Consider the following 25,718-nt stretch of genomic DNA (forward strand, 5'->3'; position numbering starts at 1 on the left):
TCTTCCTGCAGGGCGGTCTCGAGTGAGGCCGGAGAAGAGATGGAGCGTAAGCGCAGGTGGCTGACCCGACAACAGGCCGCGACAGCAGCGGCAATGGCAGCCGGAGGCGACTTGTCATCGTCGAGTCGCCGACTAAAGCGCGCAAACTCGCGGGCTACCTAGGCTCCAGCTACGTCGTCGAATCTTCCCGGGGCCACATCCGCGACCTGCCGAGAGCCGCCGCCGACGTGCCCGCCAAGTTCAAGTCGGAGCCCTGGGCGCGGCTCGGGGTCAACGTCGACGCCGACTTCGAACCGCTCTACATCATCAGCCCTGAGAAGAAGAGTACGGTCACCGAGCTCAAGGGCCTCCTGAAGGGCGTCGACGAGCTCTACCTTGCCACGGATGGTGACCGCGAGGGTGAGGCCATCGCCTGGCACCTGATGGAGACGCTGAAGCCGCGTATCCCGGTCAAGCGGATGGTGTTCCACGAGATCACCGAGCCGGCGATCCTCGAGGCCGCGCAAAACCCCCGCGACCTCGACATCGATCTGGTCGACGCGCAGGAAACCCGTCGCATCCTGGACCGGTTGTACGGCTACGAGGTCAGTCCGGTGCTGTGGAAGAAGGTCGCGCCCCGACTGTCGGCGGGCCGGGTGCAGTCCGTGGCCACCCGCATCATCGTGCAGCGCGAACGCGACCGCATGGCGTTCCGCAGCGCGTCGTACTGGGACATCGTCGCCCAGCTCGACGCCAGCGTGTCCGACGCGAACGCGCAGCCGCCCACCTTCACCGCCCGGCTGACCTCGGTCGACGGCCTGCGGGTCGCCACCGGCCGTGATTTCGACTCGCTGGGCACCCTGCGCAAGGCCGACGAGGTCGTGGTGCTCAACGAGGCGCGGGCCACACAGCTGGCCACCGGGTTGCGGGGCGCACAGCTGTCGGTGGCCTCCGTCGAGGAGAAGCCCTACACCCGGCGGCCGTATGCGCCGTTCATGACGTCGACCCTGCAGCAGGAGGCCGGCCGCAAGCTGCGCTTCTCGTCGGAGCGGACGATGAGCATCGCCCAACGGCTCTACGAAAACGGCTACATCACGTATATGCGTACCGACTCGACGACGCTGTCCCAGTCGGCGATCAGCGCGGCGCGCACGCAGGCCAGTCAGCTCTACGGCGACGAGTATGTGTCCCCGTCGCCGCGTCAGTACACCCGGAAGGTCAAAAACGCTCAGGAGGCGCACGAGGCGATCCGCCCGGCGGGGGAAACCTTCGCGACCCCGGACGCCGTGCGCCGCGAGCTCGACGGCGACGAGTTCCGCCTCTACGAGCTGATCTGGCAGCGCACCGTGGCCTCGCAGATGGCCGACGCGCGCGGGACCACGCTGAGTCTGCGGATCGCCGGCACCGCGAACGGCGCCGACGGCGACCAACAGGTGGTGTTCTCGGCCAGCGGTCGCACCATCACCTTCGCCGGCTTCCTGAAGGCCTACGTGGAAACCGTGGACGAGCTGGCCGGCGGCGAGGCCGACGATGCCGAGCGCCGGCTGCCTCAGCTCACCGAGGGCCAGCGGCTGGCGGCCCTCGAGCTCACCCCCGACGGCCACGCCACCAGCCCGCCGGCGCGCTTCACCGAGGCCTCGCTGATCAAGACCCTCGAGGAGCTGGGCATCGGCCGCCCGTCGACGTATACGTCGATCATCAAGACCATCCAAGATCGGGGCTACGTGCACAAGAAGGGCAGCGCGCTGGTGCCCTCGTGGGTCGCGTTCGCCGTAACCGGGCTGCTGGAACAACATTTCGGCCGGCTGGTCGACTACGACTTCACCGCGGCGATGGAAGACGAGCTCGACGCGATCGCCTCCGGCAGCGAGCAACGCACCAACTGGCTCAACAACTTCTACTTCGGCGGCGAGCACGGTGTGCAGGATTCGGTGGCACGCGCCGGTGGGCTCAAGAAGCTCGTCGGCGTCAACCTCGAGGGCATTGACGCTCGAGAAGTCAACTCCATCAAGCTCTTTGACGACGCCGAGGGTCGCCCGGTCTACGTGCGGGTTGGCAAGAACGGGCCGTACCTGGAGCGCACGATCGTCGGCGACGACGGTGAGACCAAGCCGCAGCGGGCCAACCTCAAGGACGAACTAACACCCGACGAGCTGACCATCGAGGTGGCCGAGGAGCTTTTCGCCACCCCGCAGGAGGGTCGCGTGCTGGGCGTCGACCCGGAGACCGGCCACGACATCGTCGCCAAGGACGGCCGCTACGGACCGTACGTGACCGAGGTGCTGCCCGAGCCGCCCCCGGAAGACGGCGAGGCGGCTCCGGCGAAGAAAGGCAAGAAGCCCACCGGTCCCAAGCCCCGAACCGGCTCGCTGCTGCGCAGCATGGACTTGCAGACTGTCACGCTTGAGGACGCGTTGAAACTGCTGTCGCTGCCGCGGGTGGTCGGTGTCGACCCTGCCTCCAACGAGGAGATCACCGCGCAGAACGGTCGCTACGGTCCATACCTGAAGCGCGGCACGGACTCTCGCTCGCTGGCGACCGAGGATCAGATGTTCACGATCACGCTGGACGAGGCGCTGAAAATCTACGCCGAGCCGAAACGTCGTGGCCGGCAAGCCGCTTCGGCGCCACCCTTGCGCGAGCTGGGCAACGACCCGGCGTCGGGCAAGCCGATGGTGGTGAAGGACGGCCGATTCGGGCCGTATGTCACCGACGGCGAAACCAACGCCAGCCTGCGCAAGGGCGACGACGTGCTGTCGATCACCGACGAGCGTGCCTCCGAGTTGTTGGCCGACCGGCGGGCTCGGGGTCCGGTCAAACGGCCCGCGAAGAAGTCCACGCGTAAGGCCCCGGCGAAAAAGGCCGCCAAGCGCAGCTAGCGCCCGGGGCGATCACATGATTTCGCTGGCCACATCTTCGATGGCCGGCCGTGGTGGCGAAACCGTAGGCGGGGCAGCAAGATTCAGCGGCCGGGCCAGCTGAGTGGGCGCGGCGCGACCGCGTAGCTCGACAACCTCGCCGACGTCCCAGCACAAGGCTTCGGCGTCCAGCGCGCCACTCACCGCGATCGCCGAGGCCAGCACGTGGCCGGCCTCGAGCTTGGCCAGCTCGGTCAGCCGCGCGGCCTCGTTGACCGGGTCGCCTATCACGGTGTACTCGAAACGGGCCTGCGCGCCGATATGGCCGGCGATGGCCCGGCCTGAGGACACCCCGACGCCGAACTCGGCCGCGCCGATCACCGGCAGGAGTTCGTCGTGCAGCTCGCGGGCGGCCGCCAGCGCTCCGCCGGAGGCGTCCGGGTGTTCGATCGGTGCGCCGAAGATGGCCAGCGCGGCGTCACCCTGGAACTTGTTGACGAAGCCGCCGTGCCGGCCGACGGTGTCGACCACCACCCGGAAGAACTCGTTGAGCAGGTGGACCACCTCGGCGGGCGGCCGGGTCGCGGCCAGCTGCGTCGAGCCGACCAGGTCGACGAACAGCACCGCGACGTCTCGTTCCTGGCCGCCCAGCTCGGTGCCGCGCTCTAGCGCCCGGCGGGCCACGTCTTCGCCGACGTAGCGGCCGAACAGGTCGCGCAGCCGTTGCCGCTCGGACAGGTCGCGAACCATGTCGTTGAATCCGGCCTGCAGCAGGCCCAGCTCGCTGGCGTCGTAGATCTGCATGTGCGCGTTGTAGTTACCGCGCTGCACCTCCGAGAGCGCCCAGCGCAGCTGGCGCAGTGGGTCGGCGATCGACATCGCCACCAGCAGGGTGCTGATGAGCCCAACGCCCAGCGCTGTGAGGGCCAGCAGCAGGATCGGATTGAACAGGCTCTCCGGCGCGGCATGCAGCAGCGATACCTTGTCGGCCACCACCGCCAGCACGATCGCCAGCAGCGGCACCGCGGTGGAGAGCATCCACGTCAGGATCTGGCGCAGGATGACGCCCGGCGCCCTGACGTTCTCCGGCACGCCGCTGCGCAGGGCGGCGACGGCCACCGGACGCAGTACCCGTTCGGATTGCAGGTAGCCGATGATCGCGGTAGCCGCCGCACCCAACGCGGTGGCGACCGTGACGACGGGCGCGGCGAACCGGGCCACCGACCAGCTGGCCACGACGAACACCACGCCACCGATGCACCAGTACACGACCGTGCTCAGGGTGCGGTAGTACGGCATGCGCAGGGCGCGGCTGCGGGCCAGCTCGGTGGCGGCCGGATCGGCCTCGGCGAGCATGTTGTCGCGGCGCTGCCAGCGGAACACCGGCATCAGCAGTCTGAGGTTGACCACCACGCCGACGAGAAACAGGATCACCAACGAGCTTGCGAAGATCGCCAGGTTGAGCGTCGGCAGATCCTGCAGTTGAATACGGTCCTGGGGTGGGAGGCCGTAGCGCAGGAAGCCGAGCACGAACAGTGCGCCGATGATGTCGGCCTGCAGCATGCTCAGCGAGAACAGCGGCCACGGAGTGCGCACGACCCACCGGACGAACGCGCTGATTCGCCCGGGCAGATCACCCGGTGTTGGCACCAACCCACCGTATCGGTCGGCGGGGACATGCCGGTAACCCTTAATGGCATCGGCAAGTCGCCGGTTCCTGGCGAAACGGCGCAGAAGATCACCGAATTGTAGCGATACGGTAGCCGTCGGGTAGACGTCGGTCTGTCTCACTAGTGTTGCCGGTGATGTCCGGAGTGTTTACGCGGCTGGTAGGCCAGGAGGCCGTCGAGGCCGCCCTGCTCGCCGCCGCGAGAGCCGCGCGAAGTGATCCCGGTCACAGTGATGGGGCCCACGGGACTATGACACATGCGTGGCTGATCACCGGCCCGCCGGGGTCGGGGCGTTCGATCGCTGCGCTGCGCTTCGCGGCCGCGCTGCAGTGCACATCCGCCGCCGAGGACGGTGGCCCCGGGTGCGGGCAGTGCCGGGCCTGCACGACGACGATGGCCGGCACCCACGCCGACGTCCGCCGGGTGATCCCCGAAGGCTTGTCCATCGGCGTGGACGAGATGCGCGCCATTGTGCAGACCGCGTCGCGGCGCCCAACCACCGGCAACTGGCAGATCGTGGTCGTCGAGGATGCCGACCGGCTGACCGAAGGTGCCGCGAACGCGCTGCTGAAGGTGGTCGAGGAACCGCCGCCGTCGACGGTGTTCCTGCTGTGTGCGCCGTCAGTGGATCCCGAGGACATCGCGGTGACGCTGCGGTCGAGGTGCCGGCACGTCGCGTTGGTGACCCCGTCGACCGAGTCGATCGCGCAGGTGCTGATCGACAGCGACGGGCTCAGCGCCGACACGGCGAGCTGGGCGGCATCGGTCAGCGGTGGTCACGTGGGGCGGGCGCGCCGGCTGGCGACGGATCCCGAGGCCCGGGAGCGGCGCGAACGCGCGCTGAGCCTGGTGCGCGATGCTGCGACTCCGGCGCGCGCCTACGCCGCCGCCGAAGAGTTGGTCGCCGCGGCCGAAACCGAGGCCACCGTATTGACCGCTGACCGCGCCGAGGCCGAGAACGAGGAGCTGCGGACTGCACTGGGGGCCGGCGGCACCGGTAAGGGCACCGCGGGGGCTATGCGGGGCGCCACGGGTGCGATCAAGGATCTCGAGCGGCGGCAGAAATCCCGTCAGACCAGGGCCTCGCGCGACGCGCTGGACCGGGCGCTGATCGACTTGGCGACCTACTTCCGCGATGCGCTGGTCGTTTCCGCGCAAGCGGGTGAGGTACGGGCCAACCACCCGGACATGGCCGAACGGGTCACGGCGTTGGCCGCGCATGCCCCACCCGAGCGGCTGCTGCGCTGCATCGAGGCCGTGCTGGAATGCCGCGAAGCGCTGGCGGTCAACGTCAAGCCCAAGTTCGCCGTCGACGCGATGGTGGCCACCATCGGGGTGGAACTGAAGACTGAACGGGATTGAAATTGGGTCAGTGCGCCCGGCTGCCGTAGACTCGTGCCGCCCAGCTTGAGGGTGCGCCGCCTTAGCTCAGTCGGTAGAGCGATTCACTCGTAATGAATAGGTCGGGGGTTCGATTCCCCCAGGCGGCTCCATGTAAATCGCCGTGCTTCGTGCTCGATTCCGTTTGCCAGGTCTGCCGACCGATACTCCGGTATCATCACGCGCGATGACGAGCGTCAGCGTTATTTGCCCGACCTATCAGCGCAGCGCCCAGTTGAGGCAGATGATCGGCTACTACCGGGCGCAGACATTCGACGGCCCCTTGCAATTGCTGATCCTCGATGACAGTCCGCAATCCGACGAATCCCTTGGCAGCGATGAATACCGAAGCGACGGTATCCATTACATCCACTGGGCGAGAGACCGCATGTCGATCGGAGCGAAGCTCAACGTGCTGATGGAACAGGCGTGCGGCGATGTCCTGATGCGGTTCGACGACGACGACTATTACTCACCGGCTTACGTGGACCGCATGCTGGCGCTGCTCGGCGACGACGACTACCTCACCTTGAGCGGATGGTTCGCCCACAGCCCGATACTCGGAAGATTCTGCTACTGGGAATCAGATGTGTTGTGGCCCATGCACTACGTCCTGTCACCGCACGATCCGTTCGTGCCGGTGTCGACGCAAGGTGTGCTGCCGGCGTCGGCGCATCTGCAGGCCACCGGTTACGGGTTCGCCTCCGCGTGGCGCCGGACACTGGCCGAGGCGGTCCGCTTCCCGGATCGGGACCACGGTGAGGACGCGCAATTCTTCGAGGATGCTGTCAATGCGGGTTTCCGGGCGCGGTATGTCGCCGACACCGAGGGCCTGGCGCTGCATATCGTCCATCGCAACAACATCTCTCGGGCTTTTCCGCAGTACGTGCTGCCGGGCTTCATGCTCGGCCATTATTTCCCCGGCTACACCCCATTCACTGGCGACAACGGATTAGCCGGAGTTTCATTCGCTGATCGCGTTGAATGACGCCGGTATCAGCCCGCCGGGTCGGCCCACCGTGAGTTGGGTCACGTTTGCCCCGTATCGGGGCAGCCTTTTCGTCGCGACTGCGTTGAGACGCTTAGTCACCGCATCAGCAGGTGGCATGGATCTTGAGCGAGGCCCAGATGCTGCACAACAACGAAACCCACTACCCGATCGGTGAGGCGGTTTGGGCCGTGGCGGGCATCGTGCTGTTGTTCGCGTTCGGTGACGTCCTGGTCCTGATGGCTCTCGCAGTCGCGATCGCGGGCGCGGCCGCCGCCTGGTGGTCCTACCGCCAGGTGCGGCGCGACGAGCGCGGCGATGACGACCTGGCCCCGGTCACCCAGATACGGACCGCGGCGGTGGTCCAACGCGACCTGAAGGCAGCGCCGTGGCAGGGGCCCAGCGCCGCGTAGCCGCAGCGCTCCTTAAAAACACCAGTGCTCTAAATTCTGGTGCGGCGGCGGCGCAGATGACATAGTTGGCCATGTTTCGTCTGCTCGTCATCGGTATGATTTTCGCCGGAATGGCTTCTGCGTCAAGCGATCTCGCAATGGCTGATGCCGCGCCAGTCAAGATCGACAGCAGCTTCGCGGCCGTGACCTATGACTGTGGTAACCAATCCCCGATTCGGGTCGTGGGTCAGGGCTCGACGATCACCTTGAACGGGTCGTGCGGCGAGGTCGACGTTAGCGGCGCGGCCAACACCGTGAACCTGCAGGCCGTTGTCGTCATCAATGCCACCGGTGCGGGCAGCCACATCACCTGGGAGAGAGGGCCCGCGGGCGGTGTCCCGCGAATCAGCAACCCGGGGCACAACAACGACATCCGGGGACCCGGCGGCCTACAGCTCGGCTAGTGCGCCCCGAGCGTGGCGTTCGGCATCTTGTGCCACGCTGCGGTGACGCTGGCGGCTATATAGGCGGGTTCCTCTACGCGTGGTAAGTCTTGCTGCCACCTGCATTCGCGAATGGTCTGCCAATTCTGGCCACCGCGTTGTCGGCTGCGATCAACGCTCTAGCCAGGAAATTGGTAGCGAAATTACTCCGTGGACCACCCCCGTGACGCCTCTGCCACGGCACCGGGTTATTGGCTCCGCCTTCAGTCATTCTTCCCTCACTTCCATATTGTTATAAAACTTACGAGCAGTACGATTTCGACCATCAACAATGTTGCTGCGCAGCGGAAGGCGCGCTGCTTGGCTTCCAGAGCAGCTTGGTTTTGCGTGATTCCTTGAGTCAGCTCCCGGAGGAGGTACGCCTGCAACTCCTCCTTGGTGTCAGAATTGCTCTGCAGCATTAGCTTTCGCGCCGAAATTGAGAAAATCCAAAAGTCTACCGGCCACAAAACGGATAAAACACATACTCCGAGCGTCAGGACGACCAACAAGAGCACGATTGCCTTCGGGGCAGACAGGACTGGCCCCTTCGTGTGGTCTGCGCTGATCAAGCCAAGTCCGGCGGAGAAAGAAACGAACAGGGCTGAGGTGGATAGCAACGTGTTGGCGCGAGTTCTTATATTGCCAAGGGTTGTATCCTGTGCGCTCAGTGCGTTCTGCCCGGCCTCATAAGCAAGGTCAAGCTGCTGTGGTGACGGCGTCGTCTTCGGCTGCGATATCTTGCGCAGCTTGTCGCGCCTGATGCCCCATGTATCCGTGCCGAAAATTTTTACGATAACGTCAAACCCGTCGCCGTCGTCGACAATTGCCACGACCCGCCCGGCCTTGCCATTAAAATTGTCGCGCGGGGCAACGACCTCAACCCAGTCGCCGGGCTGTGGGTCCTTTGAGCTCTCTTGCATCGCATTTCGACTCACAGGATCTCCGATCGAGATTTTAATTGCGACCAGATGGCACCTTACTGCGATCACGAGCTAAGAGGGAGTCGTTTCGTCCATCCATGAGGCGTCGACTAGGCGGGGGCGAGAAAACCCACCGGCCCCGAGGCGATACACAATGCCAGCGCGGTGGTGTTGGCGCGCACCATGATCGCGTCGCCGGCACCGGGCAGCCGGGCGTAGACGCGGTTGAGGCCGGGGTGCACCGGAACCTTGACCCCGGGACCCTCGGTCAGCGAGACCGTCATCGAGCCGTCGCTGTTGGCCAGGTAGTTGAGCTCGACGGTCCAGTCGGCGGGCAGCAGCGGTCCGTCGAGCGCCATGCGTGCCGGCGTGTCTGGCTGGGCGAAATAACCACACTGCGGCTTCGGTCCGGGTTTGATGGTCCGAATCCAGGTGACCCGCGCCGGGATCAGCCGCCCCACACTGTCGAACATGCGCAATTGCGTTGTTGCCGTGGCGAATTCCGGGCGGTCACGCAGCCGGGCGAACATGTGGCTGGCTAGGTTCTCCGGGTAGGCCACCCGCTGCAGGATCAGCGGATCGACCTCCTGATCCAGCAGCGGTGCGGTCGAATTGGCTTTTGCCGCAGCCAAACTTGCTTGCGCGTTGCGCAGGTAAGCCTGGGTGGGGTTGTCGCGCCAACTCGTCAGGAACGTCGCCGTCGAGTACAGACTGCTGGCCACGAACAACATGGCCAAACCTGCTGTCGCAATGCTGCGTCGCGGCGATGCGTCCAGCCATCGAGCACCCAGCGACCGATTCGGTGCGCACAGCCCGACAGCGCCCAGCAGCGCCAGCACAACGACGAGATCCGGTAGATAGCGCAAGGTTTGGGCGAGTTCCAGTGCTGTCAGCTTCGACGAGCGCATCAGATAGATCGGCACCTGACACGCCACGGCGTAGCCGGCCGCCGTCAACCACACCGGGCCGAGGCGCTGCTTGCGGACCAGCGACAGCGCCAGCACCACGAGCAGCACCAGCCACCCCAGCGCCATCACCGCCAGCGGGGGAGTGGCCCACGGGGAGGCCGGCGCCCAGCGATCCCAGTGCCACGGCCCGCCGGCCAGCCCCGGCACGATGCCGTGGGTGATCGATCGCGATAGCAGATCCCCGGTCATCGCGAGGTCGGAACTCCAGCGCCGCTGATTGACCACCGCGAGGTAGAGCGCCACCCACGCGACCGTCAGGATCAGCGACGCGACCCACAGCCGCACGGCCCCACGCCAGGTCGTCGGCAGCGCGGACTTCTCACCGCGCACATGGCACAGCAGCGCGGTCACGGCGAAGGCGACGAACGGGATCACCGCCGCCTTCTCGAAGAACAGCAGCCCGCCCAGGTAAGCCAGCACCCCGGTGAGCGCATAGCGCTGGTTGCGGGTGCGCACCAGCAGCACCGTGTCGGCGCACACCCAGGCCAGCGCCGCCAGCATCGGCAGCGAATTCAGCGCCGCCGCCCACCAGGCGAACCCCGGCACCCCCAGTGGGCAAAACAGCGCGAACGTCAGCGGGATCAGCAGCACGCGACGCCAGCCGAGGATCACGTACAGCGCGCGCAGCAGCGCCAGCGAGGGGAGCAGCTGCAGCACCACCAGGCTGATCGCCGGCCCGGTCCAATCCAGCGGGGCCAGCCGGATCAGCGCGCCCGCGATCAGGAACGCCGCCGGCATCACGTGGCCGTCGTGGTCGTCGAACAGGTATGACGGCGACAGCAAACCCTCGGTTCCGGCCTTGCCGATCAGAATCAGATCGTCCCAGTAGAAGTAGCCGCCGAAGGCCAGCACTGCCCGCATCACCAGCGCAACCACGATCAGCGCGGCCGCGGCGAGGGCGACCCGCGGCATCCGGGTCATGGCGGCGGGCATGGTTATTTCTTACCGGTCGGTATGGTGGGCCGGTGCGCGCACTGGTTACGGGGGCAGCCGGATTCATCGGGTCGACGCTGGTCGACCGCCTGCTAGCGGACGGCCATTCGGTGGTGAGCCTGGACAATTTCGCGTCGGGCAAGGCGCGCAACCTCGAGCATCTGGCCGACAATCCCGATCACACCTTCGTCGAAGCGGACATCGTGACCTCGGACCTCGAGGCAATTCTCGACGAGCACCGGCCCGAGGTGGTGTTCCATCTGGCCGCCCAGATTGACGTGCGCCACTCGGTGGCCGAGCCGCAGTTCGACGCCTCGGTCAACGTGATTGGCACGGTGCGACTGGCCGAGGCCGCGCGCCGCACCGGCGTCCGCAAGGTGGTGCACACCTCGTCGGGGGGATCGATCTACGGCACCCCGGATCAGTTCCCCACGCCCGAGACGGCGCCCACCGACCCGGCATCGCCTTACGCCGCGGGCAAGGTGGCCGGCGAGATCTACCTGAACACCTTCCGGCACCTGTACGGCCTGGACTGCTCGCACATCGCGCCGGCCAATGTCTACGGCCCGCGCCAGGATCCGCACGGCGAGGCGGGCGTGGTGGCGATCTTCGCCCAGGCGCTGCTATCCGGTAAGCCCACCAAGGTATTCGGCGACGGCGGCAAGACCCGCGACTACGTGTTCGTCGACGACGTCGTGGACGCCTTTGTCAAAGCCTCCGGTGAGGCCGGCAGCGCGCAGCGTTTCAACATCGGCACCGGCATAGAGACCTCCGACCGTCAGCTGCACACGGCGCTCGCCAAAGCCGTTGGCGGACCTGATGATCCGGACTTTCATCCAGATCGCCTGGGCGATCTGCGGCGGTCCTGCCTCGATATCAGTTCGGCGGCAGAGGTTTTGGGCTGGCATCCGCAGGTCGAGCTCGAAGAAGGTGTGCGTCGCACCGTCGAGTTCTTCCGCCATGCTCAGACGGGCTAGTTCGGCTCCGGCGCCTGCGCGCCCTCCAGCGCGACGGCCCGGGCCAGGCGCGCGTAGCGCAGCTCCAGGTCCTTGAACCGCATATATGTGCTCAGCGTGGTGAAACTGAACGCCATGATCAGCGCGTAGAGCATCAGGTCGGTGCCGCGGCGCACCCCGAACCAGTGCGCGACCACGGTGGTGTCGTCGGGCCGCAACACGGCGTAGATACCGCCCAGCACAAAGAAGACATAGCCGACCTTGACCCAGGCCTTCGACCGTGAGCTGCGGCGCGACCACAACAGGTAAATCAGCAGCGCGATGATCGATCCGATCAGTAATACCTGGATCCAGTTCATCTCGGAATCCTCCCTCGCAGGAACCCGTCGAAAATGATGTTGACACCGTTGAGTAACGGCTGTCCCTTCGACTTCGAGTAGTCGGTGTAGAGCACCTCGACCGGCTGTTCGATTACGCGCCAATGGTTTTCGGCGGCCAGCATGATGAATTCGTTGGCGTGGCTCATGCCACTCATCGTGATGTCGAGCCCGTCGGCGACCCTTTTGTTGAACACCCGCAGCCCGTTGTTCGTGTCGGTCAGGCCGAGCCGGCGACCGCGCGGGCTCAACCGCGCCGCGGTCTGCAGCACGATCCGTTTCAGGAGCGGTGGCCGGCTGCTCTCCAGCCCGCCGAACCGCGTCCCGATCACGATGTCTACGTCTTCGGCGACGAGCCGGTCGATCATCGCGCACAAGTCCTTGACGCGATGCTGCCCGTCGGCGTCGAACGTGGCGAAGATCTGCGCGCCGGGCTGCTTGCGCGCGTACTCGACGCCGGTCTGAATGGCCGCACCCTGCCCCAGATTGACCGGATGGCGCACCAGATGTGCCCCTGCCCGCCGGGCGATTTCCCCAGTGCCGTCGGCGCTGCCGTCGTCGACGCACACGACGTGGTCGAAGACCGAACGGACATCGGCGACCACCTCACCGATGACCGTGGCTTCGTTGAAGGCGGGAATGACGATCCAGGCGCCCTGGTATTGCGGTTCAGTAACCATCTCAGCCCACAAGGTTAGCCAGGATCAGCCGGTTAAGCGTCCGGCGCGCGCTAGGGCCACCAGGTGTACGCCGATTCCCACCAGCGGGCCGCACAGCAGCGCGACCACAGTGCGGGTCTCCAGCGGTAGCGGCAGCAGCAACAACAGGCCCGACGCCGCGGTGGCCCCGACCCAGCCCAGCGCGTAGGCGCGATGCAGCGCGGCGGCCACGGCAGCGGCACCGGTAAGCGTCAGGATGGCGATCGACAACGCCGCGCCCGTCAGCCACGCCAACAGGGCGCCGTCGGCGTCGTACTGGGCACCGAAGGCGACCCGCAGCAGCCACGGGCCCACCAGGCCGGCGGCCAGCACCCCGATGGCGCCGATGCCGCCGATGATCGCCGTCGGGGCGAGCAGCGCCCGCAGCCGGTCGCGGCCCGCGTCCACGAAATGCGCGATCAGGTTGCCTTGCATGGCGGTCAACGGCACCAGCAGCGGCGCCCGCGTCAACGTCACCGCCAGGATGATCACACCGCCTTGTGCCCCAAGCTGATTCGACGTCAGCTTGAGCAGTACCGGGAATCCCATCACCAGGATCGCGCTGGCGCCGGCCGCGGTGACCGAGTGCGCGGTGCCCCGCAGGAACGTCGCGGTGTTGCCGGGTGTCAGCAGTCGGGCCGCCGCGCGGGCGGTCGGCGAGGCGACCAGGATGACCAGCCAGGCCACCGCGCCGGCCACCGTCGCCCACAGGAAACCGGTCAAGCCCCAACCGAGCACGAAGGTGGCCGCGGCGATCGTCACCCGCATCACCGCGTCGGTCACCATCAGCGCCCCGTACTGGGTCCACTGATCGGTGCCGGCCAGCATGCCGAGCAGGGTAGCGTGCAGGCAGAACCCGGCCAGGCCGACGCACAGCAGCGCCACCGACAGCCAGCGTTCCTCCACGAACACCCGCCCACTCCACAGCGGCGAGGTGCCCGCGATCACGACCGCCGCGGCGACACCGACCATCGCGGCGACCCGCAGCGGGTGGGTGCGGAATTCGGGACCCGGCAGCGCCTCGATGTAGCGGGTGGCGCGGACCTCCCGGGTGGTTTCCTGCAGCAGGCCGAAGGCGGCGCCGGTGACCAGGCCGAACGCCCCCCAGAACACGCCGAACACCGAGAATCCGCTCGGCGCCAGGTCGCGGGCCGCCAGATAGATCACCGCGTAGCCGCACACCGCGGTCAGTGCGGTCGCGGCGCCGACGCGGGCCACGCTGCCGCGCGCGACCGGTCCCTGGGACGCTCCCGCGCCGCCGGGAACGCCCAGGGGGGATGTCGCACCACCGACTTCGGTCATCGGGGCGGCGCTATCGGCAGGCCGCCCCGATGACCCGCGAGTATCGCCACAATTTGAAAATAGTAAGTGCGCCGTCGCCTTGGCTGGCGGTGACGACCGCGTTCGCTCTAATGTGGGCGGCTGTCGAGGAAGGACCCATGGCCGCCGCTCGTATCTTCGGGATTTCGCTGTTAGTCACGTTGGCTGCCCTCGCGGTCGGATTTGCCCACGGCGGACTCCATGCGCTGTTTCTTCTGGTCGCTCTGGGCGTCCTCGAGGTGTCGTTGTCCTTCGACAACGCGATCATCAACGCCTCCGTGCTGAAGCGGGTGAGCCAGTTCTGGCGGCAGATGTTCCTGACGCTCGGGATTTTGATCGCCGTATTTGGAATGCGATTGCTCTTCCCGTTACTGATTGTGTGGGCGAGCGCGGGCATCGACCCGGCTCGCGCGCTGCGACTGGCACTGAATCCGCCGGCGCACGGCGCACTGGAATTCCCGGACGGTTCGCCCAGCTACGAAAAGCTGGTCATGTCGGCCCACCCGCAGATAGCGGCCTTCGGTGGAATATTTCTACTGATGCTGTTCCTCGATTTCATCGTTTATGACCGAGATATCAAGTGGCTGAAGTGGATTGAAGTCCCATTCGCCCGGATTGGCCGGCTTGGGCACGTCTCGGTGGCGGCCACAGCCGTCGTGCTGGTGTTGGTTGGCACGCAGCTGACCCACTCCAGCGAGGACTGCGCGACGGTGCTGACGGCCGGGCTGCTGGGTCTGGTGACGTATCTGATCGTCAACGGTTTAAGTCAGGCGTTCAAGCCGTCGGGTGGCGACGACGGCGATGCCGGTGCGCCGTCCCTCGCGGGGGGCAAGGCCGGCCTCACGCTGTTCCTGTACCTCGAGGTGCTCGACGCCGCATTCTCGTTCGACGGGGTCACCGGCGCCTTCGCGATCACGTCGGATCCCATCATCATCGCCCTGGGTCTGGGGTTCATCGGTTCGATGTTCGTCCGGTCGATCACCATTTATTTGGTCCAGCAGCAGACGCTGGACCGCTACGTGTACCTCGAACACGGCGCGCACTGGGCCATTGGTGCGTTGGCGGTGATCATGCTGCTGTCCATTGAGCACCGCTACCAGATTCCCGAAGTCGTCACCGCTTCGGTCGGCGTGCTCTTCATCGGCGCGGCGTTAGGGTGGAGCGTGCTGCGCAACAGGCGCGAGGCCGCAACCGCCTGAGGCCGCTGGACTTGCAGCTATGCCTCGATCCGCCCGACTTCTCAGCGGGCCGTTGGGCGGCCCGCATCGTCGCCGGGCTATGCCTCGATCTGCCCCGCGATGCGACGTTCGATGCCGGCCCGCGCAGGTGCCGGCAGCACGATCAGGCCGTCGAGTTCCTTGCCGGCCCGCGCGTAGGCGTTCTGGCGCTCCTCGCGGGTGGCACCCTCGTCCTGCGCCAGGTCCAGCAGGTGCTGGGCCCGGGCCAGCCGCTGCTGTTCGTCTGCGGAGAAATCGCTGCGGCGCCGCCGGATTGCCTCGGCCTCGGCGATCTCGAATGCGCTGATGTACTCGTGGACCGCATCGCGGTAGTCCAGGTATGCCGACCGATCGGCAGCGACGGCCTGCACGTCCTGGGGCCGTTCCGGGCGCAGCAGATCGGCATGTCGCTTCGCCTTCTGGAAGGCGACGGTCAGTGGATCGCGCAAGTTCGTCATCAGCGGGAAATCCAGCAGTTTGGCGATGTCGACCTCGTACTCCAGCCACCGTGCGTCCGTACGGGCATGTGCCGCAAGGAGTTTCGTGAGATCGCGGCGGGAGCTCTCCTCATCGCCGCGCGCCCGCGCCGCCGCCTGAGCGACGGCGATCTTGGTCTGTTGCTTGAGCCGGTACCGTTCCAGGCGTCGCTGTACCCGGCGCTCGTTGGCGGCGGCCACCGCCCGAACGCCGGTTCCGATCGCACCCGCGAACGGGAAGATCAGCCACCAGAAGTTCGCGGCGAAATGCAGCACCGGGGTCACCCCGCCAGGATGCCACCGAGAATCGGCGCGCGGGATAGGCGCGATTACGCCAGCAGCGTTAGTGCCCCTCGGTCTTGAACCGCTCGATCGAGCGCTGCACCTCGGCCTCGGCCTCGGCGCGGCCGACCCAGTCCGCCGCCTTGACGTACTTGCCCGGCTCCAAAGCCTTGTACTGCGAGAAGAAATGCTTGATGACGTCCAGCTCGTAGGCCGGCACGTCGCCGATGTCCTGGATGTGCTCCCAGCGGTGGTCGCCGGCCGGAACACACAGCACCTTGTCGTCACCGCCGGCCTCGTCGACCATCTTGAACATTCCCACCGGCCGCGCCTCGACCAGCACGCCGGGAAACACCGACTCGGGCAGCAGCAGCAGCACGTCCAGCGGGTCGCCATCCTCGCCGAGGGTGTTCTCGATGAAGCCGTAGTCGGTCGGGTAGACCATCGAGGTGTACAGGTAGCGGTCCAGCTTCACCCGCCCCGTTTCATGATCGACCTCGTACTTGTTCCGCTGGCCTTTCGGGATCTCAATGACTACGTCGAATTGCACTGTCTGAAGCTCCTTCGTCGAGAAGTAAGTCTGGCGGACCCGGCTAGATCGGTTCGTCGCGGATCACCCTAGTCGAGCGAGTTTTCGCAGATTCGGCAGAATAGGAACAAACAGTCAGGAGAGTGATGGGTCGTACTCGCTGGCGGAAATCCACCCAGGTGCTCATCGGATTGGCCGTGTTGGCGTTCGTCGCCGCCGTGGTGGCCGCGGCCACCTTCTTCACCACGGGTGGACACGGCAGCAGCGGCACACATGTTGCGGTGCCGCCCCCGCGGGCACCGATCGTGAAGGCGGGAATGGTGCCCGTCGCCGACACCGCCGAGACGCCCTCGCCCGGTGCGTTGGCGGCCGTGCTGGCCCCGGTGGCCGCCGATCCCAATCTCGGCCGGTTGGGCGGCCGGATCACCGATGCGCTCACCGGCAAAGAGCTCTGGCAGGTGGCCGACGACGTGCCCCTGGTGCCGGCGTCGACCAACAAGGTGCTGACCGCAGCCGCGGCGCTGCTGACGCTGGATCGTCAGGCCCGCATCAGCACCCGCGTCGTGGCCGGCAGTCAGAATGCCCAGGGACCGATCGTGCTGGTGGGCGCCGGTGATCCGACGCTGTCGGCGGCGCCGCCCGAGGTGCCGACCTGGTACCGCGGCGCGGCACGCATCAGCGACCTAGTCGAGCAGATCCATCGCAGCGGCATGACGCCGACGGCCGTGCAGGTGGACACCTCGGCGTTCACCGGCCCGACGATGGCGCAGGGCTGGGATCCCAGCGACATCGACAACGGCGACATCGCGCCGATCGAGTCGGTGATGATCGACTGCGGACGCATCCAGCCCAGCACCGTCAACTCGCGGCGGTCGAAGACCCCCGCGCTGGACGCCGGGCGCGAACTGGCCAAGGCGCTCGGCCTGGATCCCGCCGCGGTGACCATCGCCACGGCCCCGTCCGGGGCCCGGCAGCTGGCGGTGGTGCAATCGGCGCCGCTGGTCCAGCGGGCCGGCGAGATGATGGATCACTCCGACAACGTGCTGGCCGAATCGATCGCCCGTGAGGTGGCCGCGGCGATCAACCGGCCGCGCAGCTTCGCGGGCGCGGTCGACGCGGTGACCAACCGATTGAGCACCGCGCACGTCGACACCACCGGCGCCACGTTGGTGGACTCCAGCGGGCTGTCGGTCGACGACCAGTTGACGGCCAAGACCCTGGACGGCACCGTGCAGGCCGCCGCGGGGCCGGATCAGCCGTCGCTACGGGCGCTACTGGATCTGCTGCCGATCGCCGGGGGCAGCGGGACGCTGGCGGACCGCTTTCTCGACCAGGCCACCAATCTGGGCCCGGCCGGCTGGTTGCGTGCCAAGACCGGGTCGTTGACCGCCATCAACTCGCTGGTCGGGGTCGTCACCGACCGCACCGGACGCGTGCTCACGTTCGCGTTCATCTCGAACGGGGCCGGCCCCAACGGACGCAACGCGATGGACGCGCTGGCCACGCGCCTGTGGACCTGCGGGTGTACATGAGCGCCCCGCCCGACCTGACCCTCGGAACCGCCGTCGACTGGCGGTTCGCGGCAACGATCGGCGTTCGGCTGGCCCGGCCCGGTCCACCCGCCAGCGACTACACCCGCCGTCAGGCGATCGACGAGCTCGCGGGTGCGGCGACGAAGTCCGAACCGCTGGTGCGCGACGTGACGGGCCTGGCAACCAGTGGCGACGTGCCGGCCGCCCGCATCGTGGACCGCGCGGAGTGGGTCCGCGCCGCGGCGGACTCGATGCGGGTGATGACGAACGGGACCGAAAAGCCGCGCGGGCTTCTCACCGGCCGCCTCACCGGTGCGCAGACCGGCGCCGTGCTGGCGTTCGTGTCGGCCGGGATTCTTGGTCAGTACGACCCGTTCTTCGCCGACAAAGCGGGCTGCCTGCTGCTGGTGTATCCGAATGTCATCGCCGTCGAGCGCCAGCTGCGGCTCGATCCGGCCGATTTCAGGCTGTGGGTTTGCCTGCACGAGGTGACGCACCGGGTGCAGTTCACCGCCAACCCCTGGCTACCCGACTACATGTCGGACGCGCTCGCGCTGCTGACCCGCGACGCGGGCGACAACATCGGCGAAGTCGCCGGCCGGCTGGCCGAGTACGTGCGCAACCGCGGTCTCGGCACGCCCGACGCGTCCGCCACGGGCATCGTCGGTCTGGTGCGCGCCGTTCAGTCCGAGCCGCAGCGCCAGGCCCTGGACCGGCTGCTGGTGCTCGGCACTCTGCTGGAGGGCCACGCCGACCACGTGATGGATGCCGTCGGCCCCAAGGCGGTGCCGTCGGTGGCCACCATCCGCGGCCGGTTCGACGACCGCCGTCATCGCAAGCCGCCGCCGCTGCAGCGCCTGATGCGCGCCCTGCTGGGCCTGGACGCCAAGCTCAACCAGTACACCCGTGGCAAGGCGTTCGTCGACCACGTGGTGGGCCGGGTCGGGATGGAACGGTTCAACCTCGTCTGGTCCGGCCCCGAGACGCTGCCGCTGCCCGCCGAGATCGAAAACCCCGAGCGATGGATCGACAGGGTCCTGTAGGGCAGCTGCGTGCCGCTGTCGAGGCGTTCGCGAAGACCTATCTGGCCACCGGCGACCAGTGGGGGGTGGCGCTATCGGGCGGGCCGGACTCGCTGGCGCTCACCGCGGTCGCGGCGCAGCTGCGACCCACTACCGCGCTGATCGTCGACCACGGCCTGCAGCCTCAGTCGGCCGCCGTCGCCGAAGCCGCGCGCGCCCAGGCCGTCGCGCTGGGATGTGTTGACGCTCAGGTCATTTGCGTAAAGGTCGGTGGCCCGTTTGGTCCCCAGGGCGGTCCCGAGGCGGCGGCGCGCACGGCGCGCTACGCCGCGTTGAGTGCCTACCAACTCGGCCCGGTGCTGCTCGCGCACACCCTCGACGATCAAGCGGAGACGGTGTTGCTGGGGCTGGGCCGCGGCTCCGGAGCGCGCTCGATCGCCGGGATGCGCCCGCACGATCCGCCGTGGTGCCGGCCGCTGTTGGGTGTCCGGCGGGCCACCACCCACGCCGCCTGCCTCGAGCTGGGCCTGAGCGCGTGGCAGGACCCGCACAACAGCGACCGGCGCTTCACCCGAACCCGGCTGCGGCACGAGGTGCTGCCGCTGCTCGAGGACACCCTCGGCGGCGGGGTGGCCGAGGCGCTGGCCCGGACCGCGACGTCGCTGCGGGAGGACACCGAATTCATCGACACGCTCGCGGCCCAGGCGCTTCCCGGCGTGCGGGCCGACCCCGGGCTGCGGGTTCAGGGACTGGCCGAGCTGCCCGACCCGGTGCGGCGCCGGGTGATCCGCGGCTGGCTGCTGGCCGGCGGGGCGACCGGCCTGACCGACAAGCAGATCCGCGCGGTGGACGTGCTGGTCACCGCTTGGCGCGGGCAGGGCGGGGTGGCGGTCGGCTCGGATTTGCGCGGCGAGCGGCTGATCGCGGGGCGGCGCGACGGCCTGCTCACCTTGCGACGCGAACCTGTGTAAAAATCGAGGAATTGTCGCCGCCGTTGGTTGTTCGGCCGCCGACATGGCACGCTGTGGGCGTGGCCCAGACCTCCTCGGCGATAACCCCCGAGCAGCCCGTGGACCTTTACCCGGGGGACATCAAGTCTGTGCTGCTCACGACCGAGCAGATCCAGGCCCGCATCGTCGAACTCGGCGGGCAGATCGCCAACGACTACCGCGAGCCCGTGGCCGAGGCTGGACAGGATCTGCTGCTGGTTACCGTGCTCAAAGGCGCCGTGATCTTTGTCACCGACCTGGCCCGCGCGATACCGGTGCCGACGCAGTTCGAATTCATGGCCGTCAGCTCGTACGGGTCCTCGACGTCATCGTCGGGTGTGGTCCGCATCCTCAAGGATCTGGACCGAGACATCAACGGTCGCGACGTGCTGATCGTCGAAGACGTCGTCGACTCCGGTCTGACCCTGTCCTGGCTGCTGCGCAATCTGAAGACCCGCCATCCGCGCTCGCTGCGGGTGTGCACGTTGCTGCGCAAGCCCGATGCGGTGCGCACCAACGCCGAGATCGCCTACGTCGGCTTCGACATTCCCAACGACTTCGTCGTGGGCTACGGCCTGGACTATGACGAGCGCTATCGCGACTTGTCGTACATCGGCACCCTGGACCCCAGGGTCTACGAGCAGTAGCCAGCAGTAGGCCGGCGGCTAATCCAGCTCCCACGCCGCGGTCACCGAGAAGCTCACCGTCTGCTGCCCCGGCTCCAGCGGTACCGCGGTAGCCATCGCTTTGGGCGGTGCCGGTGGCGTCCCGGCTATCGGTGAGCTCCCGGACGCCTCCGAGACGGACAGCACCTTGCCCAGCCGGAGCCCGGACAGCTGAGCGTACTGGTCGGCACGGTTCTTGGCGTCGTTGAAGGCCCGCGCCCGCGCATCCTTGACCAACTGCGAGTCGTCGGCGATGGAGTAGCTGACCGAACTGATCCTGGTGGCGTCGCCGCCGGTGCTGACGATCAGCGCGAGCATCCGCGACGCGGCATCGGTCGGGTGGATCTTGACCTGGATGGCGTTGGTGGCGCGGTAGCCGGTGATCGTGGTCTCGGGAGTGCCGTATTGCGGCTGCAGCGACACCTGGGTGGTGCTGATGTCCTTGCGATCGATGCCGGCACCGACGAGCGCATTGATGACGGCTTGCTGACGGTCGTTGGTCTGATTCATCGCCGAGGTGACGTCGGGTGCGCTGAATTCGATGCCGACGTCGGTGGTCAACGTGTCCGGAACGCCTTGCACCTGGCCCGATCCCACCACGGTGACCTGACGAGGATTCGCGACCGGCGGTGCCGCATTGTGCGAATCACACGCCGACACCGTAGCCATGGCCAGGCCGATCACGGCCACTACAATCGAGCGTCCGACGATGCCCCGAGCGCGCTTTTCGATCGCCATGCCTGGCAACCCTAGCCGCTTGACGGCTCAGTGCTCCAGGGGTCGCTCGTCGTCCGGCCGCCGTGGTCGCCGTGGTTTAACTCGCGAAATCGAAACAGCTTGCTTAACAGCAGTTTTGAGATTAATCCCATGACGACTAGCTGCAAGATCACCAGGGCGAGAGGGCCATTCGCGGCAATCGTCGTCCAAATCAGCGCTGGCGTGATGGCCAGTGCCACCAGCGCTCCGGCGATCATGCCCAGCAGTTGTATTGTGCCGTACTGGGTGCTGTTTTCGTTCATGGGTACTCGTGCAGACGAACGGGAAGCGCGGTCAGGCCGCGCATCAGTGTGCTGTGTCGGTATTGCAGAATGCTGTTGCTGTCCAACGTGATTCGTTCAAAGCGGGCAAGAAGGCGGCCGATGGCAATCTCGCCTTCGAGGCGGGCCAGCGGTGCGCCGAGGCAGTGGTGAATGCCGTGCCCGAATGCCAGGTGTGGGTTGGGCGTCCGGGACACGTCAAGGCGGTCCGGATCGTCGAACTGCCGGCTGTCGTGATTGGCGCCGAGCAGGGCGACCAAGACGAGTTCACCCGCGGGTATCTCGACATCGCCGACCCGGATCGCCTCGGCGGTGAACCGCATGGTGGCCGTGTTGAGCGGGCTCTCCAATCGCAGGAACTCTTCGATCGCCGACGGCATCAACGACGGGTCGGTGCGCAACGCAGCGAGTTGAGATATGTTGCGCAGCAGCACAAGTACGCCGTTGCCGATCAGGTTCACCGTCGTTTCGTAGCCCGCCACAATCAGCAGGTAGGCAGTCGACAGCAACTCGTTTGAGCAGAGTTTGCCATCGACGTCGGACGCGTGCACCAATGCGGCGAGCAGATCGTCAGCCGGCCGTGCGCGTTTGCGGTCGATCAACCCGGTCAGCAGGTCGACCAACGCATCTTCGGCCGCACCCAATACGGTCGGGTCGCTGCTGGTGAGCAACGGCTCGACGTGCGTGCGAAACCGGTCGCGATCGTCGGAGGGCACGCCCAGCAGCCGGCCGATGACGCCCAACGGCAGCTGAACCGCGTACGACGGCATCAGATCCACGACGGCATCGTTGCGCGCGGCAACCGCAACGCCGTCGAGCAACTCGTCGGCGATCCCGACGACGTCGCGTCGCATCTTTCGCACGCTGGCGGCGGTGAACGGCCTGGTGAGCAGTTTGCGCAGCCGGGTGTGGTCGGGCGGATCCTGCAGCAACATATGGCTGTTGAGCAGTGACCGGTACGGATCATTGGTGTTGGCCGGAAAGAACCGGGTGAGCCCCTGCCAGTTCTTGCTCAGTCGCGGGTCGGCCAATAGTGCCCGCGCCTCGTCGTAACGCGTGACCAGCCAGGCGTGTGCCTCGCCCCAGATCTCGACACGATGCGCCGGGCCGGCGGTGTTCAGCCGGCGATAAAGGACGTGCGGGTCCTGAATGAAGGCCCGGTCGAGCCGCGGCGAGTTTTCGGCCGGCGCCGATTCCGTGTCGATCTGGAACGCATTCTCGCTCACATCACAAATAGTGCGGAGGCAAGCGTGAGCTATCCAGGACGCGTGCTTCCTGGTTGTTCGACTCCCAGCCTCTCACCCGACGCTGAGGCGGCGCATGCCCTCTTCCGACGCGGACCCTGGTTCGGCCCAATAGGCCACCAGCACATGACCGGTCGTCGGCAACGCCATCTGCTGATAGTTGAGGTCGAGGTTGCCCACCCGCGGGTGGTTGACCAGCATTAGCCCGGCGGGTTCGTACTTGACGTCGTGGCGCTCCCAAAGCTGACGGAACCGTGGGCATTGATCGACCAGCTCGTCGACCAGACTGATCAGGGCGGGGTCGGGGCGCTGGCCGTACAAGACGCGAACCAGGGCAACTGCCCACGCGGCCAGCTTCTTCCAGTTGCGATAGAAGTTCGGCGTCTCGGGGTCGCGGAACAATTCCCGCATTGTGTTGGCCCCGACTCCGAAGCTGGGCAGCAGGGCGTCGGCCAGATGGTTGGTGGCGATCACGGTCAACCCGGGATCGACCACGTGCGCCGCCGTCAGCGGCCACCCGTCGATCAGGCCGCGAATACCCGGGTGTGGGTCCCGCAGTGGCTCGACGGCGTCGGTGGACTTATGGCGCATCAGGTTTCGCAGGTACGACACGGCGTCGTCGTCGAGTTTCAGGGCACGGCTCAGCGCAATGAGCACCTGGTCCGACGGATGCTCCTCGCGGCCTTGCTCGAGGCGCAGGTAGTAATCGGTGCTGATATTGGCGAGTATCGCCACTTCTTCCCGGCGTAGTCCGGCGACCCTGCGACGGCCGCCGGCCGGCAAACCAACGTCGGCGGGCTGGACCAGACTTCGGCGGGCGCGCAGAAACTGCGCCAGGGCGGTTCCTTCGGTCACGGTGGTCAGCCCGCAGGGGATTCGCGCGTCGGCATTGGCTCCGTCCCGTCGCATTGCTAATGAGCTGCCTTAACCAGCATAGCCAGCAACTAGCTGGCACCTGCCGGGCTACGAGGCCCAGGACGGGAGACTTGGACGGGGCGGGCGGAGTTGGGGTGCGGCGCGGCTTTCGGGCGTGGAGCATAACTGCCACCCGGGAAGTCGCGCATAAACTCATATAAATCTCCAATCATATTTGTTTGCAGACTTTTTCATGCAAAAAGCCAAATTTGCAGCAGCTAAGACCAGAAATGTGAACAGTTTTCGACTCAGCAATGAATTGGCCAGTCCAGGGCTGTTATTTACGGGCTTACCACGCCTAACGTGTCCAGTCGGCTGATTCGAGAGCCCGCGATTGGTACCGAAAGCCTCGAATGCCGAGAGTTATTGATCACCGAAAGCCGTTGTATCGAAGCTTTTTTGAGGAGGAGTTATGTCTTTCGTAAGGGCACAGCCTGAAGTGCTGAATGCGGTTGCCGCCGAGCTGCATAGCGTGAATGAGGCGGTGCGGGAGGGAAGTTCGGCTGCGACAATGCCGACGACGGGAGTTGCGCCCGCCGCGGCCGATGGTGTGTCGACATTAACTGCGGCGCAATTCGTTTCGCACGCACAGCTCTTTCAGGGGATCAGCGCCGAGGCCGCGGCAGTCCGAGAGCAGTTGGCGGCAACGCTCAGCGTCAGTGCCGGCTCGTATGCCGCCACTGAGTTCGCCAACGCCACCACGGTCGATTAGGCGGATACGTCCATGCTGGATTTCGCGCAGTTGCCGCCGGAGATCAACTCCACGCTGATGTATTCGGGCGCGGGCTCGGGGCCCCTGGTGGCCGCCGCGGCGGCCTGGGACGGGTTGGCGGCCGAGCTGTACGCCGCGGCGGCTGCCTATGGGGCGTTGATCGGAAGCCTCTCCGATGGGCCCTGGGAGGGGCCGTCTGCCGCGATCATGCTCGCCGCGGCCATGCCGCAAGTGGCGTGGCTGCAGAGCACGGCCGGGCAGGCGGAGCTGGTCGGTGCGCAATCCGCGGCGGCGGGTGCCTTCGAGGCGGCCTTCGCTGAAACGGTGCCCCCGCAGGTCGTCGCGGCGAACCGGTTGTTGCTGATGGAGTTGTTGGCGACGAACTTCCTCGGTCAGAACACCGCGGCAATCGCGGCCGCCGAGACGGAGTACGGCGAGATGTGGGCGCAAGACGCGGTCGCGATGTACGGCTATGCGGGTGCGTCGTCCGCGGCGGCGACGTTGCCGCCGCCCCAACCAGCGGCCCCGGCCACCAACGCCGCCGGGACCGCCGGCCAGGCCGCGGCGGTCGCGCAGGCGGCCGGAGCCAACGCGGGCGCCAATGCGCAGACGCTCGACGCGGTGCCGCACGCGCTGTCGGCGCTGGCCGGCAATCCGCAGCAGAATGCCGGGTTCAACTTCGGTGGGATCGGCATGAACTCCGACGGAGATGGGATTCAGTTCAACGGCTTGCTGGGCGATATTTTCGAGGGTCTGACGGGTTCGCAGGTTCTGGATGGCAGCTCGCCATTCGATGCGCTCATCAAATTGGTTTCGCCGACGCGGCTGTTCACCACCTCGTTCAGAGACGTCCAGCAGCTCGCGCAGGGCTTCGCGCCCCAGGCCGCCAAGGCCGCGACCGAGGGGGCCGCCCAGGCAGCGGAGGGTGCAACCCGGGCCGTCGAGGCTGTGCCGCGCGCGCTTTCGGGAGCGTTGGGCAATGCCGCGGCGTCGGTGGGCCGGGCCGCATCCGTTGGGGGCATGTCCGTTCCGGCGTCATGGGCGGCGACCTCGCCGCCAGTAAGCCCGGCTGTAGTGACGCTCAACGGCGTTGGTGCGGCCGCGGCCCATTTCGCGCCTCCCCGATACGGTTTCAAGCCCGTGGTCATCGCACACCCCCCGGTGGGTGGGTGAG

General features: G+C 66.9%; 25 protein-coding genes and 1 tRNA gene. 14 read left to right on the top strand and 12 right to left on the bottom strand.

Going from position 1 to position 25,718, the window contains the following annotated elements:
* Positions 1 to 56 precede the first annotated feature (56 nt).
* Positions 57 to 2,858, top strand: coding sequence for a type I DNA topoisomerase (gene topA / locus G6N54_RS20995; protein WP_163791737.1), 2,802 nt, complete (start codon positions 57 to 59; stop codon positions 2,856 to 2,858).
* A gap of 12 nt (positions 2,859 to 2,870) precedes the next feature.
* On the opposite strand, the gene G6N54_RS21000 is transcribed toward topA, so the two are convergent.
* Complete coding sequence (locus G6N54_RS21000; protein WP_163794872.1) at positions 2,871 to 4,571, bottom strand: adenylate/guanylate cyclase domain-containing protein; 1,701 nt, start codon at positions 4,569 to 4,571, stop codon at positions 2,871 to 2,873.
* A 71-nt stretch (positions 4,572 to 4,642) separates the two neighbouring features.
* Between G6N54_RS21000 and G6N54_RS21005 the strand changes: the two genes are divergently transcribed.
* From G6N54_RS21005 to G6N54_RS21025, 5 genes are all read left to right on the top strand, one after another.
* Entirely contained in the window at positions 4,643 to 5,869 is a 1,227-nt protein-coding gene (locus G6N54_RS21005; RefSeq protein ID WP_163791738.1) for a DNA polymerase III subunit delta', read from the top strand.
* Positions 5,870 to 5,924: 55 nt separating this feature from the next.
* Positions 5,925 to 6,000, top strand: a tRNA-Thr gene (locus G6N54_RS21010).
* A gap of 74 nt (positions 6,001 to 6,074) precedes the next feature.
* Positions 6,075 to 6,875: a glycosyltransferase family 2 protein gene (locus G6N54_RS21015; RefSeq protein ID WP_163791739.1), complete on the top strand. Its 801-nt coding sequence runs from the start codon at positions 6,075 to 6,077 to the stop codon at positions 6,873 to 6,875.
* Between the two features lie 113 nt (positions 6,876 to 6,988).
* A complete protein-coding gene (locus G6N54_RS21020; protein WP_163791740.1) occupies positions 6,989 to 7,288 on the top strand; it encodes a hypothetical protein in 300 nt (99 codons plus the stop codon).
* A 137-nt stretch (positions 7,289 to 7,425) separates the two neighbouring features.
* Positions 7,426 to 7,731, top strand: coding sequence for a DUF3060 domain-containing protein (locus G6N54_RS21025; RefSeq protein ID WP_163791741.1), 306 nt, complete (start codon positions 7,426 to 7,428; stop codon positions 7,729 to 7,731).
* A gap of 257 nt (positions 7,732 to 7,988) precedes the next feature.
* Here the strand turns inward: G6N54_RS21025 and G6N54_RS21030 are convergent, their stop codons facing one another.
* Positions 7,989 to 8,687, bottom strand: a complete 699-nt coding sequence (locus tag G6N54_RS21030) for a hypothetical protein (RefSeq protein WP_163791742.1) — start codon at positions 8,685 to 8,687, stop codon at positions 7,989 to 7,991.
* A gap of 95 nt (positions 8,688 to 8,782) precedes the next feature.
* Entirely contained in the window at positions 8,783 to 10,573 is a 1,791-nt protein-coding gene (locus tag G6N54_RS21035; protein ID WP_163791743.1) for a hypothetical protein, read from the bottom strand.
* A 32-nt stretch (positions 10,574 to 10,605) separates the two neighbouring features.
* On the opposite strand from G6N54_RS21035, the gene G6N54_RS21040 reads away from it, so the two are divergent.
* Positions 10,606 to 11,550 carry a GDP-mannose 4,6-dehydratase gene (locus G6N54_RS21040; RefSeq protein ID WP_163791744.1) on the top strand — a complete coding sequence of 315 codons (945 nt, stop codon included), beginning with the start codon at positions 10,606 to 10,608 and terminating at the stop codon, positions 11,548 to 11,550.
* On the opposite strand, the gene G6N54_RS21045 is transcribed toward G6N54_RS21040, so the two are convergent.
* Genes G6N54_RS21045 through G6N54_RS21055 form a run of 3 tightly spaced genes read right to left on the bottom strand, consistent with a single transcriptional unit; the run spans position 11,547 to position 13,906 of the window.
* A complete protein-coding gene (locus G6N54_RS21045; RefSeq protein WP_163791745.1) occupies positions 11,547 to 11,888 on the bottom strand; it encodes a DUF2304 domain-containing protein in 342 nt (113 codons plus the stop codon). The genes G6N54_RS21040 and G6N54_RS21045 overlap by 4 nt on opposite strands.
* A complete protein-coding gene (locus tag G6N54_RS21050) occupies positions 11,885 to 12,586 on the bottom strand; it encodes a glycosyltransferase family 2 protein (RefSeq protein ID WP_163791746.1) in 702 nt (233 codons plus the stop codon). Before G6N54_RS21050 ends, G6N54_RS21045 begins: the two co-directional genes overlap by 4 nt.
* Before the next feature lie 24 nt (positions 12,587 to 12,610).
* Positions 12,611 to 13,906, bottom strand: coding sequence for a hypothetical protein (locus G6N54_RS21055; protein WP_163791747.1), 1,296 nt, complete (start codon positions 13,904 to 13,906; stop codon positions 12,611 to 12,613).
* A 137-nt stretch (positions 13,907 to 14,043) separates the two neighbouring features.
* Here G6N54_RS21055 and G6N54_RS21060 point away from each other — a divergent pair, with 137 nt between their 5' ends.
* Entirely contained in the window at positions 14,044 to 15,123 is a 1,080-nt protein-coding gene (locus G6N54_RS21060) for a DUF475 domain-containing protein (protein ID WP_163791748.1), read from the top strand.
* Between the two features lie 77 nt (positions 15,124 to 15,200).
* Here the strand turns inward: G6N54_RS21060 and G6N54_RS21065 are convergent, their stop codons facing one another.
* Together G6N54_RS21065 and G6N54_RS21070 are read right to left on the bottom strand one after the other, a co-directional pair.
* Positions 15,201 to 15,902, bottom strand: a complete 702-nt coding sequence (locus tag G6N54_RS21065; RefSeq protein WP_163791749.1) for a hypothetical protein — start codon at positions 15,900 to 15,902, stop codon at positions 15,201 to 15,203.
* Between the two features lie 58 nt (positions 15,903 to 15,960).
* Positions 15,961 to 16,449, bottom strand: coding sequence for an inorganic diphosphatase (locus tag G6N54_RS21070; RefSeq protein WP_163791750.1), 489 nt, complete (start codon positions 16,447 to 16,449; stop codon positions 15,961 to 15,963).
* A gap of 125 nt (positions 16,450 to 16,574) precedes the next feature.
* Between G6N54_RS21070 and dacB the strand changes: the two genes are divergently transcribed.
* The 4 genes from dacB to hpt are packed head-to-tail and all read left to right on the top strand — an operon-like array spanning position 16,575 to position 20,618.
* The gene (dacB, locus tag G6N54_RS21075; RefSeq protein WP_163791751.1) at positions 16,575 to 17,960 is read left to right on the top strand and encodes a D-alanyl-D-alanine carboxypeptidase/D-alanyl-D-alanine endopeptidase; all 1,386 of its coding nucleotides are present in this window, start codon (positions 16,575 to 16,577) and stop codon (positions 17,958 to 17,960) included.
* Positions 17,957 to 19,003, top strand: a complete 1,047-nt coding sequence (locus G6N54_RS21080) for a zinc-dependent metalloprotease (protein ID WP_163791752.1) — start codon at positions 17,957 to 17,959, stop codon at positions 19,001 to 19,003. The genes dacB and G6N54_RS21080 overlap by 4 nt, the downstream gene beginning before the upstream one ends.
* Entirely contained in the window at positions 18,982 to 19,953 is a 972-nt protein-coding gene (gene tilS, locus G6N54_RS21085) for a tRNA lysidine(34) synthetase TilS (RefSeq protein WP_163791753.1), read from the top strand. Before G6N54_RS21080 ends, tilS begins: the two co-directional genes overlap by 22 nt.
* Before the next feature lie 11 nt (positions 19,954 to 19,964).
* A complete protein-coding gene (gene hpt, locus G6N54_RS21090) occupies positions 19,965 to 20,618 on the top strand; it encodes a hypoxanthine phosphoribosyltransferase (RefSeq protein WP_163791754.1) in 654 nt (217 codons plus the stop codon).
* 18 nt (positions 20,619 to 20,636) lie between these two features.
* Here hpt and G6N54_RS21095 read toward each other — a convergent pair whose 3' ends face one another.
* From G6N54_RS21095 to G6N54_RS21110, 4 genes are all read right to left on the bottom strand, one after another.
* Complete coding sequence (locus G6N54_RS21095) at positions 20,637 to 21,374, bottom strand: SIMPL domain-containing protein (protein ID WP_163791755.1); 738 nt, start codon at positions 21,372 to 21,374, stop codon at positions 20,637 to 20,639.
* An 11-nt stretch (positions 21,375 to 21,385) separates the two neighbouring features.
* Positions 21,386 to 21,655, bottom strand: coding sequence for a hypothetical protein (locus tag G6N54_RS21100; RefSeq protein WP_163791756.1), 270 nt, complete (start codon positions 21,653 to 21,655; stop codon positions 21,386 to 21,388).
* Positions 21,652 to 22,899 carry a cytochrome P450 family protein gene (locus G6N54_RS21105; protein WP_232072912.1) on the bottom strand — a complete coding sequence of 416 codons (1,248 nt, stop codon included), beginning with the start codon at positions 22,897 to 22,899 and terminating at the stop codon, positions 21,652 to 21,654. Before G6N54_RS21105 ends, G6N54_RS21100 begins: the two co-directional genes overlap by 4 nt.
* Before the next feature lie 72 nt (positions 22,900 to 22,971).
* Positions 22,972 to 23,826, bottom strand: a complete 855-nt coding sequence (locus G6N54_RS21110) for a helix-turn-helix transcriptional regulator (RefSeq protein ID WP_163791757.1) — start codon at positions 23,824 to 23,826, stop codon at positions 22,972 to 22,974.
* Positions 23,827 to 24,244: 418 nt separating this feature from the next.
* Here G6N54_RS21110 and G6N54_RS21115 point away from each other — a divergent pair, with 418 nt between their 5' ends.
* The gene (locus G6N54_RS21115; RefSeq protein WP_163791758.1) at positions 24,245 to 24,544 is read left to right on the top strand and encodes a PE family protein; all 300 of its coding nucleotides are present in this window, start codon (positions 24,245 to 24,247) and stop codon (positions 24,542 to 24,544) included.
* A gap of 12 nt (positions 24,545 to 24,556) precedes the next feature.
* Positions 24,557 to 25,717: a PPE family protein gene (locus tag G6N54_RS21120; protein ID WP_232072913.1), complete on the top strand. Its 1,161-nt coding sequence runs from the start codon at positions 24,557 to 24,559 to the stop codon at positions 25,715 to 25,717.
* Position 25,718 lies beyond the last annotated feature (1 nt).

The sequence above is a fragment of the Mycobacterium stomatepiae genome, from assembly GCF_010731715.1.
Lineage (GTDB): Bacteria > Actinomycetota > Actinomycetes > Mycobacteriales > Mycobacteriaceae > Mycobacterium > Mycobacterium stomatepiae.

What these genes read in the sequence shown, in the direction of transcription:
- G6N54_RS21005 (WP_163791738.1), top strand. Translation starts at nt 4,643, where the DNA reads ATGTCCGGAGTGTTTACGCGGCTGGTAGGCCAGGAGGCCGTCGAGGCC.
- G6N54_RS21015 (WP_163791739.1), top strand. Translation starts at nt 6,075, where the DNA reads ATGACGAGCGTCAGCGTTATTTGCCCGACCTATCAGCGCAGCGCCCAG.
- G6N54_RS21025 (WP_163791741.1), top strand. Translation starts at nt 7,426, where the DNA reads ATGGCTGATGCCGCGCCAGTCAAGATCGACAGCAGCTTCGCGGCCGTG.
- G6N54_RS21035 (WP_163791743.1), bottom strand. Translation starts at nt 10,573, where the DNA reads ATGCCCGCCGCCATGACCCGGATGCCGCGGGTCGCCCTCGCCGCGGCC.
- G6N54_RS21045 (WP_163791745.1), bottom strand. Translation starts at nt 11,888, where the DNA reads ATGAACTGGATCCAGGTATTACTGATCGGATCGATCATCGCGCTGCTG.
- G6N54_RS21050 (WP_163791746.1), bottom strand. Translation starts at nt 12,586, where the DNA reads ATGGTTACTGAACCGCAATACCAGGGCGCCTGGATCGTCATTCCCGCC.
- G6N54_RS21055 (WP_163791747.1), bottom strand. Translation starts at nt 13,906, where the DNA reads ATGACCGAAGTCGGTGGTGCGACATCCCCCCTGGGCGTTCCCGGCGGC.
- G6N54_RS21060 (WP_163791748.1), top strand. Translation starts at nt 14,044, where the DNA reads ATGGCCGCCGCTCGTATCTTCGGGATTTCGCTGTTAGTCACGTTGGCT.
- dacB (WP_163791751.1), top strand. Translation starts at nt 16,575, where the DNA reads ATGGGTCGTACTCGCTGGCGGAAATCCACCCAGGTGCTCATCGGATTG.
- G6N54_RS21080 (WP_163791752.1), top strand. Translation starts at nt 17,957, where the DNA reads ATGAGCGCCCCGCCCGACCTGACCCTCGGAACCGCCGTCGACTGGCGG.
- tilS (WP_163791753.1), top strand. Translation starts at nt 18,982, where the DNA reads ATGGATCGACAGGGTCCTGTAGGGCAGCTGCGTGCCGCTGTCGAGGCG.
- G6N54_RS21095 (WP_163791755.1), bottom strand. Translation starts at nt 21,374, where the DNA reads ATGGCGATCGAAAAGCGCGCTCGGGGCATCGTCGGACGCTCGATTGTA.
- G6N54_RS21100 (WP_163791756.1), bottom strand. Translation starts at nt 21,655, where the DNA reads ATGAACGAAAACAGCACCCAGTACGGCACAATACAACTGCTGGGCATG.
- G6N54_RS21110 (WP_163791757.1), bottom strand. Translation starts at nt 23,826, where the DNA reads ATGCGACGGGACGGAGCCAATGCCGACGCGCGAATCCCCTGCGGGCTG.
- G6N54_RS21115 (WP_163791758.1), top strand. Translation starts at nt 24,245, where the DNA reads ATGTCTTTCGTAAGGGCACAGCCTGAAGTGCTGAATGCGGTTGCCGCC.
- G6N54_RS21120 (WP_232072913.1), top strand. Translation starts at nt 24,557, where the DNA reads ATGCTGGATTTCGCGCAGTTGCCGCCGGAGATCAACTCCACGCTGATG.